Origin of the sequence: Rhodococcus sp. NPDC019647, from assembly GCF_044389235.1 — a bacterium.
GTDB lineage: Bacteria > Actinomycetota > Actinomycetes > Mycobacteriales > Mycobacteriaceae > Rhodococcus_F > Rhodococcus_F oxybenzonivorans.
In genome coordinates this window covers 83,845-100,301 of the sequence record NZ_JBIRXS010000008.1, presented here as the reverse complement: position 1 = coordinate 100,301, position 16,457 = coordinate 83,845, and the positions used below count along the sequence as shown (strand labels likewise).

At 65.7% G+C, this 16,457-nt stretch carries 10 protein-coding genes; 4 read left to right on the top strand and 6 right to left on the bottom strand.

From position 1 onward, the window contains the following. Positions 1-22: 22 nt before the first annotated feature. Positions 23-1,684 carry an FAD-dependent oxidoreductase gene (locus tag ACH49N_RS17525; protein ID WP_358273455.1) on the bottom strand — a complete coding sequence of 554 codons (1,662 nt, stop codon included), beginning with the start codon at positions 1,682-1,684 and terminating at the stop codon, positions 23-25. Positions 1,685-1,836: 152 nt separating this feature from the next. On the opposite strand from ACH49N_RS17525, the gene ACH49N_RS17520 reads away from it, so the two are divergent. Then, a complete protein-coding gene (locus ACH49N_RS17520; protein WP_358273456.1) occupies positions 1,837-2,616 on the top strand; it encodes an acyl-ACP thioesterase domain-containing protein in 780 nt (259 codons plus the stop codon). Here ACH49N_RS17520 and ACH49N_RS17515 read toward each other — a convergent pair whose 3' ends face one another. After that, positions 2,617-2,964 (bottom strand): hypothetical protein, encoded by a 348-nt coding sequence (locus ACH49N_RS17515; RefSeq protein ID WP_397504736.1) that lies wholly within the window; start codon positions 2,962-2,964, stop codon positions 2,617-2,619. Continuing rightward, positions 2,948-3,463, bottom strand: coding sequence for a helix-turn-helix domain-containing protein (locus tag ACH49N_RS17510; protein WP_397504735.1), 516 nt, complete (start codon positions 3,461-3,463; stop codon positions 2,948-2,950). The genes ACH49N_RS17515 and ACH49N_RS17510 overlap by 17 nt, the downstream gene beginning before the upstream one ends. Positions 3,464-3,597: 134 nt before the next feature. On the opposite strand from ACH49N_RS17510, the gene ACH49N_RS17505 reads away from it, so the two are divergent. Then, entirely contained in the window at positions 3,598-4,614 is a 1,017-nt protein-coding gene (locus ACH49N_RS17505; RefSeq protein WP_358273457.1) for an aldo/keto reductase, read from the top strand. On the opposite strand, the gene ACH49N_RS17500 is transcribed toward ACH49N_RS17505, so the two are convergent. Continuing rightward, positions 4,611-5,480: an alpha/beta hydrolase gene (locus ACH49N_RS17500; RefSeq protein ID WP_358273458.1), complete on the bottom strand. Its 870-nt coding sequence runs from the start codon at positions 5,478-5,480 to the stop codon at positions 4,611-4,613. The two genes, ACH49N_RS17505 and ACH49N_RS17500, sit on opposite strands and share 4 nt — an antisense overlap. A gap of 68 nt (positions 5,481-5,548) precedes the next feature. On the opposite strand from ACH49N_RS17500, the gene ACH49N_RS17495 reads away from it, so the two are divergent. Continuing rightward, on the top strand, positions 5,549-6,061 hold the full coding sequence (locus ACH49N_RS17495) for a histidine phosphatase family protein (protein ID WP_358273459.1): 513 nt from the start codon (positions 5,549-5,551) through the stop codon (positions 6,059-6,061). A 112-nt stretch (positions 6,062-6,173) separates the two neighbouring features. On the opposite strand, the gene ACH49N_RS17490 is transcribed toward ACH49N_RS17495, so the two are convergent. Together ACH49N_RS17490 and ACH49N_RS17485 are read right to left on the bottom strand one after the other, a co-directional pair. Continuing rightward, the gene (locus ACH49N_RS17490; protein ID WP_358273461.1) at positions 6,174-10,130 is read right to left on the bottom strand and encodes a DNA-directed RNA polymerase subunit beta'; all 3,957 of its coding nucleotides are present in this window, start codon (positions 10,128-10,130) and stop codon (positions 6,174-6,176) included. A 119-nt stretch (positions 10,131-10,249) separates the two neighbouring features. Next, on the bottom strand, positions 10,250-13,756 hold the full coding sequence (locus ACH49N_RS17485) for a DNA-directed RNA polymerase subunit beta (RefSeq protein ID WP_109327991.1): 3,507 nt from the start codon (positions 13,754-13,756) through the stop codon (positions 10,250-10,252). Positions 13,757-14,176: 420 nt separating this feature from the next. Here ACH49N_RS17485 and ACH49N_RS17480 point away from each other — a divergent pair, with 420 nt between their 5' ends. After that, positions 14,177-16,348, top strand: a complete 2,172-nt coding sequence (locus ACH49N_RS17480; protein ID WP_358273462.1) for an MMPL family transporter — start codon at positions 14,177-14,179, stop codon at positions 16,346-16,348. Positions 16,349-16,457 lie beyond the last annotated feature (109 nt).

Below are 16,457 nucleotides of genomic sequence, written 5' to 3'. Positions count from 1 at the left end.
CGCGTACCGGGACCGGAAGTGATCAACGAGCGAAGAGACGTCTCCGCTTGCGGGCGACAGCCACCATTTCGACCTTGTCCGTCATCTTCACCCGGGGTCGGCCGGACCCTTCCGCGCGCGCAGTCTCGGCCTTGTCGATCGCCCGCCAGCCGGTGAAACCGATCTGCTCCGGCTGCCGGCGCTCGACGAGCTTCTTGACGTCCTTGCGGGTTCCGACGTCGCCGCGAAGTTTGCCCGCCTCGAAGTCCTCGAGCAGGGCGGCGACCGTCTCCTTGGCGCACGCCTTGTTGGTTCCGATGACACCGCTGGGACCGCGCTTGATCCACCCGGTGACGTACACGCGGTCGGATACGCGGCCGCGTTCGTTGGGGATGACGCCACGTTTCTCGTCGAACGCGACGCCACCCACGGGATTGCCGCGGTAGCCGATGGAGCGGAGCACGAGAGAGGTGTCGAGCGAGCCGTTGTCGTCGACGGGCCGGGCGACGACGGCGCCGGACTCGTCGACGACGAGTTCGTTGCGTCCGTAGCGCAGCGCCTCGGCCCTACCGGATCCCGTGATGTCGAGCGGGGACGTCAGGTACCGGAACACGATCCGCTTGTGTCCGGGCCGCGGCGTGCGTGCGGCGAACTCCTGCGCCAGCCGGACCTTCATCGCAGTGGCCGGGTCATCGAGCAGTGCGCGGCTGCCGTCATCGAGGTCGAGATCGGCCTCGTCGATGACGACGTCCACGTTCTCGAGATCGCCGAGCGCAAGGAACTCGGGGTTGCTGTATGCCGCTTGAGCGGGACCTCGGCGACCCAGGAGAACAACCTCCTCGATGTTGCTGTTGCGCAGTGCAGCTAGTGCGTGGTCGGCGATGTCCGTCCGTTCCAGCTCCGCCACGTTCATCGTGAGGATGCGGGCGACGTCCAGCGCGACGTTGCCGTTTCCGACGATCACGGCCCGCTTCCCGGAGAGGTCGAACGTGCGATCGGCATAGTCCGGGTGGCCGTTGTACCAGGCAACGAACTCCGTGGCAGCGTGCACTCCGGGCAGGTCTTCACCGGGGATGTTCAACCGTCGGTCGCTCGACGCGCCCACGGCGTAGACGACCGCGTGATGGTTCCGGAGGAGCTCGTCGTGGGTGATGTGCTTGCCGACCTCGACGTTGAGGTGGAATTCGAAGTTCGGGCGGTCGAGGCTCCACTCGAACATCCACGTCACCTCCTTGGTACCGGGATGGTCCGGCGCGACCCCGGCGCGGACGAGGCCCCACGGCGTCGGCAGCTTCTCGAACATGTCGACCTCGACGTCGGAGCGCTCGAGCAGCTCACCGGCGGCGTAGCAGGCAGCAGGCCCGGCACCGACGACGGCGACCCGCAGCTTCCCCAGATCCCGTCGCGGCGGGGTGGCGGGAGTGAGCGGAAGCCACCCCGTCGGCATGGGGTTGGTCGTGTAGTAGTCGGCGTTGATGTCCTTGTAGCGGGTGAGCGATCCCAGGAGCTTGTCTTCCGGGAAGATCGCGTCCACGGGACAGGCGTCGACGCACGCCCCGCAGTCGATGCAGGTCTCGGGGTCGATGTGGAGCATCTCGGTCTGAGCGAACTCCCGCTCCTCCGGCGTCGGATGGATGCAGTTCACGGGGCAAGCGGAGACACAGCTCGCGTCGTTGCAGCACGCCTGCGTGATGACATATGCCATTTGCGGATTCCTCACACCTGTTCGGACCATGTGTTCGTGTGTGTTACACGAAGTAACAGTTATGGAAACTGTACTGAGAAACGCGTCTCCGAACAACCCTCGCCGCCGAATGCGAGAATCAGGAGACTGTCCACGAGCGAAGGAAACGCACCTTGTCACTCGATCAGCCACTGGCCGTGCTCCCCGATCGCGGCCGAGTTTTCGAGACTTCCTGGCCCGTACGCACCGGGGACATCGACGCGGCCAAGCGACTGCGCCTCGACGGGATCGCCCGCTACCTGCAGGACGCCGGGCTGGACAACCTCGAGGCCGTCGACGCCGCCGAGAGCCACCCCCTGTGGATAGTCCGCCGGACGGTCATCGACATCATCCGTCCGGCGGTGTGGCCTGAACGCGTGCACCTTCGCCGCTGGTGTTCGGGGTTGTCCACCCGATGGACGAACATGCGGGTGCAGATCGAAGGCGAAAAGGGCGCGCTGATCGAGACCGAAGGATTCTGGATTCACATCAGCGCCGAAACCGGGATGCCAACGCGTATCGAGGACGGGTTCATCGATGCACTCGGTGAGTCCGCCAACGAAACGCGCTTGAAGTGGAAGCGCTGGTTGGTCGAGGACGCTCCGTCGACCGACGAGGAAGGCGTCGAGGAGACACCATTCGGGCTGCGCCGCACCGACATCGACCCGTTCGACCACGTCAACAACGCCGTCTACTGGCAAGCGGTGGAAGAGTTGTTGGCCGATCACGAGCACCCGGGTGGCGGCCGCCTCGTCGACAACCCGCATCGCGCCGTGCTCGAGTACCTGTCGCCGATCGTGTCGACGGACAAGATCGCTCTTCGCTCGCGCCGCGACGACACGTCGTTGACGGTGTGGTTCCTGGTCGACGACACCGTGCGGGCAGTCGCCAAGGTTGGTCCCCTCTCCGTGTGATCAGACCATCTGCTGGATACCGATCACCCGCAGCACATCGAGCTTCGCCCGGGCGTCCGAACCCGGTTGCGGCAGGTACACCAGCAGGTGCTGGTAGGCGCTCGGCGTCAGAAGGCTCTCGCACACGAGGTCGATCCGTCCGACCTCCGCGTGAAGCACGCTCTTGGTGTCGGAGCGGCGGACCGCCACGTCATGACGGTCCCACAGTGCGGCGAACTCGGGGCTGCGCTCGCGGAGTCGAGTCACCAATTCCGTCACGTCGGCGTCGCCCGCCCGACGCGCCGCGGTAGCCCGCAGATCCGAGATCTGGTTTGCGGCGAGCCGCTCGTGTTCATCGTCGGGGAACATGGAGCGTTCCTCCGGGTGCACGAAATACCGCCACGGAAGGCCACGGAAGGTAGCGGTCGAGACCGGAGAACGCGGACGCGTCCCCGAACAGGGCGACGTGCATGCGGTTCTGCATCAGCACCTCACCGAGGTCGGAGATGACGCAGGCCGGGGTGTCGTCGAGCTTGTCCAGCAGGTGCAGAAGTCCCGGTCCGACGTGCTTGTCCCCTGCCGCTCGCAGCGGTGGCACCTGTCCCGACAACAAGTAGAGATGGTCACGCTGGTCATCGTTCAGCCTCAGTGCCCGCGCAAGGGAGGCCAGTACCGAGGTCGACGGGTGCGGCCCGCGAGCCTGCTCGAGCCGGGTGTAGTAGTCGGTGGACATACCTGCGAGCAGCGCGACCTCATCGCGTCGCAGTCCGGGTGTCCGGCGCCGGACACCCGGCGGTAAGCCCACATCCGCCGGGACCAACTGCTCTCTGCGACGGCGGAGGAAGTCGGCCAGCTCGGTGCGGTCCATGGACCAACTGTGCCCCACACCCGAATGCTCTGCCAGGGATCGCCGATCCCCCGATGAAGGGTCTCTGGTTGTCGTGTCCCGAGCGGATCACGCTGGTGTCGGTCCCACACCACGACGACCGTCAGGAGCACATCATGGTCCCCACAACCTCACTCGGAACCACAGGTCCCACCGTCAGCCGGATCGGACTCGGTGCCATGGGCATGTCCGGGATGTACGGCCGGTCGGAAGACGCGGAGTCGACCGCAACGATCCACGCCGCCCTCGATGAGGGAATCGACCTCATCGACACCGGGGACTTCTACGGGTCCGGTCACAACGAGACCCTGATCGGGGCAGCGCTGTCCGGACGCAGGCGCGAGGACGTCACGTTGAGCGTGAAGTTCGGCGCAATGCGCGGACCGGGAGGCACGTGGGGCGGAGTCGACAACCGGCCCGACTCGATCCGCAACTTCCTCGCCTACTCGCTGCAGCGACTCGGCGTCGACTACATCGACATCTACCGTCCCGCCCGCCTCGACCCCAGCGTGCCGATCGAGGACACTGTCGGCGCGATCGGCGAACTGGTCGAGGCCGGCTACGTGCGGCACATCGGCCTGTCCGAGGTGGGCCCCGAGACGATCCGCCGAGCAGCCGCCGTGCATCCCATCGCCGACCTCCAGATCGAGTACTCGCTGATCTCGCGCGGCATCGAGAACGAGATCCTCCCCCTGTGCCGCGAACTCGGCATCGGCGTCACCGCGTACGGGGTGCTGTCCCGCGGTCTGCTCAGCGACTCACTGCGATCGAATTCCGCGCTGGCGCCCGACGATTTCCGCGCCTACAGCCCGCGCTTCCAGGGTGAGAACCTCCGACAGAATCTGCGGCTCGTCGACACGATGGCCGAACTCGCCGCGCAACACGGGGTGACCGTCGCACAACTCGCGATCGCCTGGGCGCTCGCGCAGGGCGGCGACATCGTCCCGGTCGTCGGCGCCCGCAAGGTCACCCGCCTCACCGAAACGCTCGGCGCGCTCGACGTGCACCTGAGCGCCGCGGACCTGGCCGGCATCGCCGCAGCGGTTCCCGATTCCGCGGTCGCCGGCGACCGCTACGCACCCGCGCAGATGGCCCAGCTCGACAGTGAACGGACCACGGTCGGGCAAAGCTAGTTCACAGCGTCGCGGCGGCCGGCGACCAACGGCTGCAGGAACTCGGCCCAGCGGGCGAACACCTGGTAGTGGCCGCCGCCCACCCAGACATGGGTGTCGGCGGCGCCGAGTCGCTGGGCGAGGCGCCGATACATCTCCGGGGCGAGGATGTCGTCGGCGTCGCCGTAGAACACGTCGACCGGCTGGGTGATGTCCTCGGGCACGAACCCCCACTCCAGGAACGCCCACATGTCGTCGAGAACTCCGACGCCACCCTGCACCAGCGCCTCTCCCATCTCCTCCTCGAACATCGGCTCCAGCACCGGGTCGAGCAGCACGTCCCGGTCCGCGGGGGCCTCCTCGGCAAGATGGGTGACGAACTTCTGCAGATCACGGCGGGACGCCTTCGACTCGTGTCGCGCTGCAGCGGTGGCGACGAAACGAGCATGGTTGAGTCGCCAGATCATGCGCAGGTCGCGATTGAGCACGAGGTCCCGGGAGCCTCCCTCGTCGAACGGGCCGAGCGGGGAGGCCAGCACTAACCGGGTGACCCTGTCACCGAGCAGGTGCGCTGCGGCCAACGCGTGCGGTCCACCGCCGGACCAGCCGGCGATGGCGAATCGCTCGATCTCCAGCTCGTCCGCGAGAGCGGCGAGATCCTGCGGCCAGTCCAGCAGACTCCGGCCCCGCAGCTGGGTGGAGCCCCCGACGCCGGGGCGGTCAGCGGTGATCAGCCGCAAGCCGAGGGACCGGGTGAGGGTGTCGTCGGGGTACCGGGCGAGACGGGAGTCCCCGGTGCCGTGGGCGAAGAACACGGGCATGCCGTCGACGTCGCCCCACTCTTCGTACGCGAGTGTCCGACCGTCGGCTAGCTGGAGGGAGGCCACGGCTGCGACGCTACCGGCCCCTGCGGGGCCCGTCTCGACAATCCGAAACCATGCCTTAGCGTCTAGCCATGGCCACGCACAACACCCCGCACAGCCGCACGCTGATCCTCATGCGGCACGGGAAGTCGGCATACCCGGCAGGGGTCGCCGACCACGACCGCCCGCTCGCCCCTCGGGGCCGACGCCAGGCCGCGATGGCCGGAGACTGGCTCAGGGCGATGCAGCCACCCGTCGATGCGGTGTTGTGCTCGACCTCGGTGCGCACCCGCGACACCCTCGCCGCCGCAGGGGTCACTGCACCAACTACCTTCAGCGAGGTGCTCTATGGTGCGTACCCCGCGCAGGTGCTCGCCGAGATCGCAGAGACCGACGCATCGGTGCGCACTCTGCTGGTGGTCGGACACGACCCCGGAATGCCCACAACCGCACTCGATCTGGCGGGCAACCCCGACACCGGGGATGCGGTGGCGATACGCGAGAAGTTCCCGACGTCCGCACTCGCCGTGCTCACCGTCCCGTGCAGCTGGGCCGAACTCACCTCGAGCTCGGCGTCGCTGACCACGTTCCACGTTCCGCGGTAGAACAGGCCGGACACAGAAAGGCCCCACCCCCGAAGAGAAAGGGGTGGGGCCTGGTCTGGGTGAACGGCCGACGAGTCCTGAGACTCGTCAACCACTCACAGGGGCTGCGCCCCTACCGGTAATCGTTGCTGAACCCGTAATCGTCCAGCGGCACTGCAGCACCGGTGTTCTGGCCGAAGCCGTCCGGGCTGTAGTACTGGTCGTCGTAGGACGGAACCGCGTACGCCGCCGCACGTGCCTCTTCGGTGGGCTGAACCTGGATGTTGCGGTAACGGTTGATACCGGTACCGGCGGGGATCAGCTTTCCGATGATCACGTTTTCCTTCAGACCGATCAGCTTGTCCGAGCGGCAGTTGATTGCCGCATCGGTCAGCACGCGAGTGGTCTCCTGGAACGACGCCGCAGACAGCCACGAGTCGGTGGCCAGCGATGCCTTGGTGATACCCATGAGCACCGGACGACCGGCCGCAGGCTCGCCACCTTCGGACACGACCCGACGGTTGGCCGCCTCGAAGTCGGCCCGCTCGGTCAACGAACCGGGCAGGAACTCCGTGGCACCCGAGTCGATGATCGTCACGCGACGCAGCATCTGGCGCACGATGACCTCGATGTGCTTGTCGTGGATCGACACACCCTGGCTCCGGTACACCTCCTGGACCTCGTTGACGAGGTGGATCTGCACTTGGCGGGGGCCCATGACACGCAGCACCTCGTGGGGATCGGCAGCACCTTCCATGAGCTGCTGACCGACCTCGACGTGGTCACCGTCGGCCAGAAGGCGTTCGGTGCCGTCCTCGTGCTTGAAGACACGCAGACGCTGACGCTTCGAGAGCTTGTCGTAGACAACCTCTTCGCCACCGTCGTCCGGGACGATGGTGATCTTGTAGAAGCGGTCGCCGTCCTCGAGCTGGACACGGCCGGTGACGTCGGCGATCGGGGCCTTGCCCTTGGGGACGCGGGCCTCGAACAGTTCCTGAACACGCGGCAGACCACCGGTGATGTCGTCTCCGGCGACACCACCCTGGTGGAACGTACGCATGGTCAGCTGGGTGCCGGGCTCACCGATGGACTGTGCGGCGACGATACCGACGGCCTCACCGATGTCGACCAGCTTGCCGGTGGCCATGCTGCGGCCGTAGCAGGTGGCGCAGACGCCGGTGCCGGTGGTGCAGGTGAGCACCGAACGGACCTTGACCTGCGTGATGCCCGCTTCGAGCAGCGCATCGATAGCCGGGTCGCCCAGGTCGTGACCACGCTCGACGATGACGTTGCCGTTCGCGTCGACCGCGTGGGCGGCCAGCGTACGGGCGTACGTGCTGGTCTCGACGTGAGCATCGCGGATCATCGTGCCATCGGGCTGCTTCTCCGCGATGGTGGTGACGATGCCACGCTCGGTTCCACAGTCGACCTCACGAACGATGACGTCCTGCGACACGTCCACCAGACGACGGGTCAGGTAACCCGAGTCGGCGGTACGCAGCGCGGTGTCGGCCAGACCCTTACGGGCACCGTGCGTGTTGATGAAGTACTCGAGAACGGTCAGGCCTTCCTTGAAGGAAGACTTGATCGGACGCGGGATGAACTCACCCTTCGGGTTGGTCACCAGACCCTTCATACCGGCGAGCGAACGAACCTGAGTCATGTTGCCGGCGGCGCCGGACTTCACGATCATCGGGATCGGGTTGTCGTCGGGGAAGTGGGCCTCCATGGCCTTACCGACCTCGTCGGTGGCCTCGGACCAGATCTTGACCAGGGCGCTGTTGCGCTCGGTCTTGTTCAGGGCACCACGCTGGTACTTCTTCTCGATCTGATCGGCCTGAGCCTCGAAGGACTCCATGATCTGAGCCTTCTCCGGCGGCACGAGGACGTCGGAGATGGAGACCGTGACACCGGAACGCGTGGCCCAGTAGAAGCCGGCGTCCTTCAGCTTGTCGACGGTCTGCGCGACCACGATCATGGGGTAACGCTCGGCGAGGTCGTTGATGATCGTCGCCTGACGCTTCTTCGGCATCTGCTCGTTGACGAACGGGTAGTCCGCCGGGAGCAGCTCGTTGAAGAGCACCCGACCCAGGGTCGTCTCCGCGGTCCAGCCGTCACCGTAGTTCCAGCCCTCGGGGAACTGCTCCGACTCGAGGTCACGAGGCGGGCGCTGCTGCGTGAGCCGCACCTTGATCTTCGCCTGTACAACCAGCGCACCACGATCGACTGCCATCTGAGCCTCGGCAGGCGAGGAGTACACGCCCTGTTCGGCGCCCTCTCCGTCGGAAGCCTTCAGCTCGCCGGTGGCGCCCTCGTCCAACCGGGTCAGGTGGTACAGACCGGTGACCATGTCCAGACGCGGCATGGCGAGCGGTCGACCCGACGCGGGCGAGAGGATGTTGTTCGACGACAGCATCAGGATGCGCGCCTCGGCCTGCGCCTCCGCGGACAGCGGAAGGTGCACGGCCATCTGGTCACCGTCGAAGTCGGCGTTGAACGCCTCACACACCAGCGGGTGGAGCTGGATGGCCTTGCCCTCGACCAGCTGCGGCTCGAAGGCCTGGATGCCCAGGCGGTGCAGCGTCGGTGCACGGTTCAGCAGCACGGGGTGCTCGGCGATGACCTCTTCGAGGACGTCCCACACCTGTGCGCGCTGACGTTCCACCATGCGCTTGGCGGACTTGATGTTCTGCGCGTGGTTCAGGTCGACCAGACGCTTCATCACGAACGGCTTGAACAGCTCGAGAGCCATCAGCTTGGGCAGACCACACTGGTGCAGCTTCAGCTGGGGACCGACGACGATGACGGAACGACCCGAGTAGTCGACGCGCTTACCGAGCAGGTTCTGACGGAATCGACCCTGCTTGCCCTTGAGCAGGTCGCTCAGGGACTTCAGCGGGCGGTTACCGGGACCGGTGACCGGACGGCCGCGACGGCCGTTGTCGAAGAGTGCGTCCACCGACTCCTGCAGCATCCGCTTCTCGTTGTTGACGATGATCTCGGGGGCACCGAGGTCGATCAGTCGCTTGAGGCGGTTGTTGCGGTTGATGACGCGGCGGTACAGGTCGTTCAGGTCGGACGTGGCGAAACGTCCACCGTCGAGCTGCACCATCGGCCGCAGCTCCGGCGGGATCACCGGAACGGCGTTGAGAACCATGCCCATCGGCGAGTTCTGGTTCGTCTGGAAAGCTGCGACGACCTTGAGACGCTTCAGTGCGCGGAGCTTCTTCTGCCCCTTGCCGCTGCGGATGGTCTCACGCAGGTTCTCCGCTTCGGCGTCGATGTCGAAGTTCTCCATCAACTTCTGGATCGACTCGGCGCCCATGGCACCGGTGAAGTACTCGCCGTAGCGGTCGACCAGCTCGCGGTAGAGCAGCTCGTCGACGATGAGCTGCTTGACGCTCAGCTTCGTGAACGTGGTCCAGATCTCGTCGAGACGATCCAGCTCCCGCTGGGCGCGATCGCGGAGCTGACGCATCTCGCGCTCGCCGCCGTCCTTGACCTTGCGGCGGACGTCGGACTTTGCGCCCTCGGCCTCGAGTTCGGCGATGTCGGCCTCGAGCTTCTGCGCGCGAGCCTCGAGGTCGGCGTCACGCTGATCCGCGACAGCCTTCTTCTCGACCTGCATCTCGGCTTCGAGCGTGGAGAGCTCGTTGTGACGCAGCTCCTCGTCGACACCGACGATGACGTATGCGGCGAAGTAGATGATCTTTTCGAGATCCTTCGGCGCAAGGTCGAGCAGGTAGCCGAGCCGGCTGGGCACGCCTTTGAAGTACCAGATGTGGGTGACCGGGGCAGCCAGTTCGATGTGGCCCATGCGCTCACGGCGAACCTTGGCGCGAGTGACCTCGACGCCGCAACGCTCACAGATGATGCCCTTGAAACGGACACGCTTGTACTTACCGCAGTAGCACTCCCAGTCCCGGGTGGGGCCGAAGATCTTCTCGCAGAAGAGGCCGTCCTTCTCGGGCTTGAGCGTGCGGTAGTTGATGGTCTCCGGCTTCTTGACCTCGCCGTAGGACCAATTGCGGATGTCCTCTGCACTGGCGAGGCCAATGCGGAGTTCATCGAAGAAGTTGACGTCGAGCACGTAACTTCCTTTCCCCAGAGGGATTGTGGATCAGCGGTGGCCGCCGATACCTGACTGCCAATTCAAATGTGAACTACGCCCCCGGGCCCCTGATTTCTCACGGGCCCGGAGACCGAAACCTAGTTCGCGAGGTCGTCGACCGTGGCCGCTTCGTTCCGGGACAAGTTGATGCCCAGGTTCGCCGCGGCGCGCTCGAGGTCCTCGTCGTCGCCGTCCGCCATCGCGATGGCCGCACCGTCCGAGGACAGCACCTCCACGTTCAGGCAGAGCGACTGAAGCTCCTTGAGGAGCACCTTGAACGACTCCGGGATACCCGGCTCGGGGATGTTCTCGCCCTTGACGATGGCCTCGTACACCTTGACTCGACCCACCACGTCGTCCGACTTGATGGTGAGCAGTTCCTGCAGCGTGTAAGCCGCGCCGTAGGCCTGCATCGCCCAGCACTCCATCTCACCGAAGCGCTGGCCACCGAACTGGGCCTTACCGCCGAGCGGCTGCTGGGTGATCATCGAGTACGGACCGGTCGAACGAGCGTGGATCTTGTCGTCGACCAGGTGGTGCAGCTTGATGATGTACATGTAGCCGACCGACACCGGGTACGGGAACGGCTCGCCGGAACGGCCGTCGAACAAGGTGGCCTTTCCGTCGGACGCAACCATCACTTCGCCGTCACGGTTCGGCAGTGTCGAACCGAGAAGACCGGTGAGCTCGTCTTCCTTGGCACCGTCGAACACGGGGGTGGCGATGTTGGAGTCGGCGGGAGCGGACAGCATCTCCTCCGGCAGCTGCTCGGCCCAATCGGGACGCGAGCCGTCGCCGGCAACCTGCACGTTCCAGCCCGTCTTGCCGATCCACCCGAGGTGGGTCTCCAAGATCTGACCGATGTTCATACGACGCGGAACACCGTGGGTGTTCAGAATGATGTCCACCGGGGTGCCGTCGGGCAGGAACGGCATGTCCTCCTGGGGGAGGATCTTGCCGATGACGCCCTTGTTGCCGTGGCGGCCGGCGAGCTTGTCGCCGTCCTGGATCTTGCGCTTCTGTGCCACGTAGACGCGGACCAGCTCGTTGACACCGGGGGGCAGATCGTCGTCGTCGTCGCGCGAGAACACGCGAATGCCGATGACCTTGCCGGTCTCACCGTGCGGAACCTTGAGCGACGTGTCGCGGACCTCACGAGCCTTCTCACCGAAGATGGCGCGCAGCAGGCGCTCCTCGGGGGTCAACTCGGTCTCGCCCTTGGGCGTGACCTTTCCGACCAGCACGTCACCGTCACGAACCTCGGCACCGATACGGATGATGCCGCGCTCGTCGAGGTCGGCGAGGACCTCGTCGGAGACGTTCGGGATGTCCCGAGTGATCTCCTCGGCACCGAGCTTGGTGTCGCGGGCATCGATCTCGTGCTCCTCGATGTGGATCGAGGTGAGAACGTCCTCCTCCACGAGGCGCTGCGACAGGATGATCGCGTCCTCGTAGTTGTGGCCTTCCCACGGCATGATCGCGACGAGCAGGTTCTTCCCGAGGGCCATCTCACCGTTTTCGGTGCAGGGGCCGTCGGCGAGGACCTGTCCGGTCTCGACACGCTGTCCCTCGTCCACGATCGGACGCTGGTTGGCGCAGGTGCCCTGGTTCGAACGCGCGAACTTGCGCATCCGGTAGGTCTTGCGGGTTCCGTCGTCGGCCATGACCGTGACGTAGTCCGCGGAGACCTCTTCCACGACACCGGTCTTCTCGGTGATGATGACGTCGCCGGCGTCGACTGCAGCCCGCAGCTCCATGCCGGTGCCGACCAGCGGAGCCTCACTGCGAACGAGCGGCACCGCCTGACGCTGCATGTTCGCGCCCATGAGGGCACGGTTGGCGTCGTCGTGCTCGAGGAACGGGATCATCGCGGTTGCGACGGACACCATCTGTCGCGGCGAGACGTCCATGTAGTCGATGTCGGCGGACGACACGAACTCGACCTCGCCGCCCTTACGACGAACCAGAATGCGGTCGTCGGTGAAGTGACCGTTGGCGTCGATGGCCGAGTTGGCCTGGGCGACGACGTGGCGGTCCTCTTCGTCCGCGGTCAGGTAGTCGACCTGGTCCGTGACCTGGCCGTCGACGACCTTGCGGTACGGCGTCTCGATGAAGCCGAACGGGTTGACCCGTGCGTACACCGACAACGAACCGATCAGACCGATGTTCGGACCCTCAGGGGTCTCGATCGGGCACATGCGGCCGTAGTGCGACGGGTGAACGTCTCGCACCTCCAGACCAGCCCTTTCGCGCGACAGACCACCCGGGCCGAGGGCGGACAGACGACGCTTGTGCGTCAGCCCCGACAGCGGGTTGTTCTGGTCCATGAACTGCGACAGCTGGGAGGTTCCGAAGAACTCCTTGATCGCAGCGACGACGGGCCGGATGTTGATCAGTGTCTGCGGCGTGATCGCCTCGACGTCCTGGGTGGTCATGCGCTCACGAACCACACGCTCCATGCGGGACAGGCCCACGCGGATCTGGTTCTGGATGAGCTCACCGACCGTGCGCAGGCGACGGTTACCGAAGTGGTCGATGTCGTCGACCTCGACGGGGACCGTGACGCCGCCGGGGGCGGTCATCTCGGTGTCACCGGCGTGCAGGCGCACCAGGTACTCGATGGTGGCGACGATGTCTTCCTCGGTGAGGGTCGACGCCACGATCGGCTGCCCGGTGTTCAGGCCCAGCTTCTTGTTGATCTTGTAGCGACCCACGCGTGCCAGGTCGTACCGCTTGTCCTTGAAGAACAGGTTCTCCAGGAGCGTCTGCGCGCTCTCCTTGGTGGGCGGCTCGCCCGGGCGCAGCTTGCGGTAGATGTCGAGCAGCGCCTCGTCGGTGCCCGCGGTGTTGTCCTTCTCCAGCGTGGCCATGAGGATCTCCGAGAAGCCGAAACGCTCGGTGATCTGCTCGGTGGTCCAGCCGAGGGCCTTCAGCAGCACGGTGACGGGCTGACGACGCTTGCGGTCGATGCGGACACCAACGGTGTCGCGCTTGTCGACGTCGAACTCGAGCCATGCACCGCGGCCGGGGATGACCTTGACGCTGTGCAGGTCCTTCTCGGTGCCCTTGTCGACCGAATGGTCGAAGTACACGCCAGGGGAACGCACCAGCTGCGAGACGACGACGCGCTCGGTGCCGTTGATGATGAACGTGCCCTTGTCGGTCATCATCGGGAAGTCACCCATGAAGACCGTCTGGCTCTTGATCTCACCGGTGTTGTTGTTGATGAACTCCGCGGTGACGAACAACGGCGCCGCGTAGGTCATGTCTTTGTCTTTGCACTCGTCCGTCGAGGCCTTGACCTCGTCGAAGCGTGGGTCCGAGAAGGACAGAGACATCGAGCCCGAGAAGTCCTCGATCGGAGAAAGCTCCGCGAGAATGTCCTCGAGACCGCCGGAGATTGCGCTGTCGCCACGAGCGGCGGCGCGCTCGCGCCAGCTCTGCGCACCGATCAACCACTCGAACGAATCGGTTTGTACATCAAGAAGCCCGGGAACTTCGAGGGGTTCGCGAATTTTCGCGAACGAAACCCTCTTCGGGGCTCCGGGGATTCCGGAAACTGCCTTGGTCTGGCTAGAGACTGCCAAGATGCGTCCTTCCAGCACCTCACGCGGGCCGCTCTGTGCTGTTGCGACCGCCGCTGTATCTGCTTTGAATTTCGCTGGTTACAACCCGAACGAAACCCGTCACAGAGGCGAGAAGTGGAAACACTTCACAGCAGTTGAGACGAGAGGTGGACAGGAGGCAGCCAGCGCAACGTCCAAAAGTACACCCAAACTCAGCAGATGTCGAGTCGGGCAGCCGAAGGAGCACCCAGCCGGGCGCTCGGCCACGCGCCGGAAGCGCATGTTCACGCATCAGAGTGACGCGTGATCACCCCGGCGTCAAGAGTCAGCGTGCGTGTCGCGTCGTCTCCGCGTCGTCGAGAACCGCCCGCCGAGCCTGTTCACCACCCCTTCCCCGCAGCCCGGGGGCGGTGAACAATATGCCCACGCGATCGCCGAGACCTCGGGGGAAGGAGGGCCGTGACGCGCTGGAGTGCTCTCGTCGTTGCCCGCCCGAAGCTGGTCCTGACGGCGGTGATCTTTCTCGTGCTGGCGAGCGGCGCCTGGGGTTCGGGGGTGTTCGACCGGCTGAGCCTGGGTGGGTACACCGACCCAGGCAGCGAATCGGCGGGCGTCGAGAGCCTGATCGAGGAGGAGTTCGGCCGCCAGACGCCCGACCTCGCGGTGACCTACACGGCACGTCCCGGAGAGTCGATCGACGCCCTGGGTCCCGAGATGTCCGCGCGGCTGGCGCAGATCGATCCGGCTGCGCTCGCCAACACTCCCCTCTCGTACTGGACGGCGCCGGCGCAGGCCCGGGAGTTTCTGCGCTCCACCGACGGCACCGAGGGACTCGTCGTCCTGTCTCTACGCGGCAGCGAGAACACCAGGATCGCCGCGTACCACGATCTCGCACCCCTTCTCCTCATCGACGGTGTGAATACCGAGTTCAGCGGATTCAGCGTGATCGCCAATGCGTACAACGAGGAGTCGGAGAGCGACCTGATCACGGCCGAAGCCATTTCCTTCCCGATCCTCCTGGTCTTGCTCCTTGTCATTTTCGGCGGACTCGTGGGCGCCGCCGTCCCGCTGTGCATCGGCGGCCTCGCAATCCTGGGCGCACTCGGTGCACTGCGAGGAATCTCGTACTTCACCGAGGTCAGCGCGTTCTCGATCAATATCGCCAGCCTCGTCGGGCTGGGGATGTCCGTCGACTACGGGTTGTTCGTCGTAACCCGCTTCCGCGAGGAACTGCGGTCCGGGGCCGAGACCTCGAACGCAGTTCAGCGCACGATGGCCACCGCTGGACGGACCGTCGGGTTCTGCGCACTTCTCCTCGTCTGCGGGTTCGTGGGCATGCTCGTCTTCCCGCAGGCGCTGGTCCGGTCGTTCGCCTACGGGGGCATGGCAGCCATCGGTATCGCCGCAATTCTGTCCTTGTCGGCGCTACCCGCCGCACTCACCATCCTCGGCCCCCGAATCAACTCGCTCACCTGGCGCCCGGGAGTGGTCGAACGTAGCGAGGACCGGGCACACCGATTCTGGGGCGGTGTCGCCGCCCGGGTGATGCGGCGGCCCGTCGCTGTTGCCGTCGGTATCGTCGCCGGACTGCTGGTCCTCTCCGCCCCGCTCGTCGGCGCCTCACTCGGCGACCTGGATCACACCGGGCTGCCGGCGGGTCATCCGGCCCGTCTCGCCGTCGACGATCTGGCCACCGACTTCCCGCTCGCCAACAACGGTGCGACTCTCGTCCTGTTCGGCACCGACGGCAAGGCTCCGCCGGCTTCGGCGACCGCGGAGTTCTTTCAGGCGACGGCGGAGGTGGCGGGCGTTCGCCGCGTGGTTCCGGTCGGCACCACGGAAAGCTTCACCGCAATCCGGGCCATCTTCGACGACGCCGACAGAACGGAAGGGGCGATGACGACGGCAGCCACTCTCCGCGAGCTCCCGGCGCCGGCAGGCACCGAGAAACACATCGGCGGACTCAACGCCCTCACCGCCGACGGGCTGGACTCGATGGGCGCCACACTGCCGTGGATGATCGGGATCATGGTGGCCGTCACCTTCGCCCTGATGGTCCCGGCTTTCGGCTCCGTCGTCCTGCCGCTGAAGGCGATCGCGATGGCCACCCTCAGCCTCGCCGCCTCGTTCGGCATTCTCACGTGGATTTTCGAGGACGGTCACGGAGCCGAACTACTCGGTGTGACGCCGGGCCCACTACCCGCGACGATGGTCGTCCTCATCATCGCCGTCGTGTTCGGACTCTCCACCGACTACGAGATCTTCCTGATGTCGCGGATGGTCGAGGCCCACGAACAGGGCGCGTCAACGGAAGATGCCGTGCGGATCGGCACCGCGCACACCGGCCGCATCGTCACGGCCGCGGCCGCACTTCTCATCGTTGTCACGGGAGCCTTCACCCTCTCGGACCTGACAATGATGCGGTTCATCGGCCTGGGCATGATCGTGGCCTTGATCATCGACGCCACCGTGATCCGGATGATGCTCGTCCCCGCCCTCGTCGCACTGATGGGTGAGGCGAACTGGTGGGCGCCCGGATTCCTCACGCCGCGACGGGTACCGCCCGACGCGAACGGGAACCCGAAAACCGTTGCGGCACAGACTTTTCCGGTCAACACGTCACCCCGATAGGCACACCGAACCGCACTACCCCAGTCGCACTGCCGAATTCGTTGTTCAGCTGACTACACGGTTCAGCTGACTACACAGTTCCCGAGGCCGCTCGTCCGGGAGCGTTAAT

Bases quoted from the DNA above. Each gene is read 5' to 3' on its own strand.
- ACH49N_RS17525 (WP_358273455.1), bottom strand. From the start codon at position 1,684: ATGGCATATGTCATCACGCAGGCGTGCTGCAACGACGCGAGCTGTGTC.
- ACH49N_RS17515 (WP_397504736.1), bottom strand. From the start codon at position 2,964: ATGTTCCCCGACGATGAACACGAGCGGCTCGCCGCAAACCAGATCTCG.
- ACH49N_RS17510 (WP_397504735.1), bottom strand. From the start codon at position 3,463: ATGGACCGCACCGAGCTGGCCGACTTCCTCCGCCGTCGCAGAGAGCAG.
- ACH49N_RS17505 (WP_358273457.1), top strand. From the start codon at position 3,598: ATGGTCCCCACAACCTCACTCGGAACCACAGGTCCCACCGTCAGCCGG.
- ACH49N_RS17495 (WP_358273459.1), top strand. From the start codon at position 5,549: ATGGCCACGCACAACACCCCGCACAGCCGCACGCTGATCCTCATGCGG.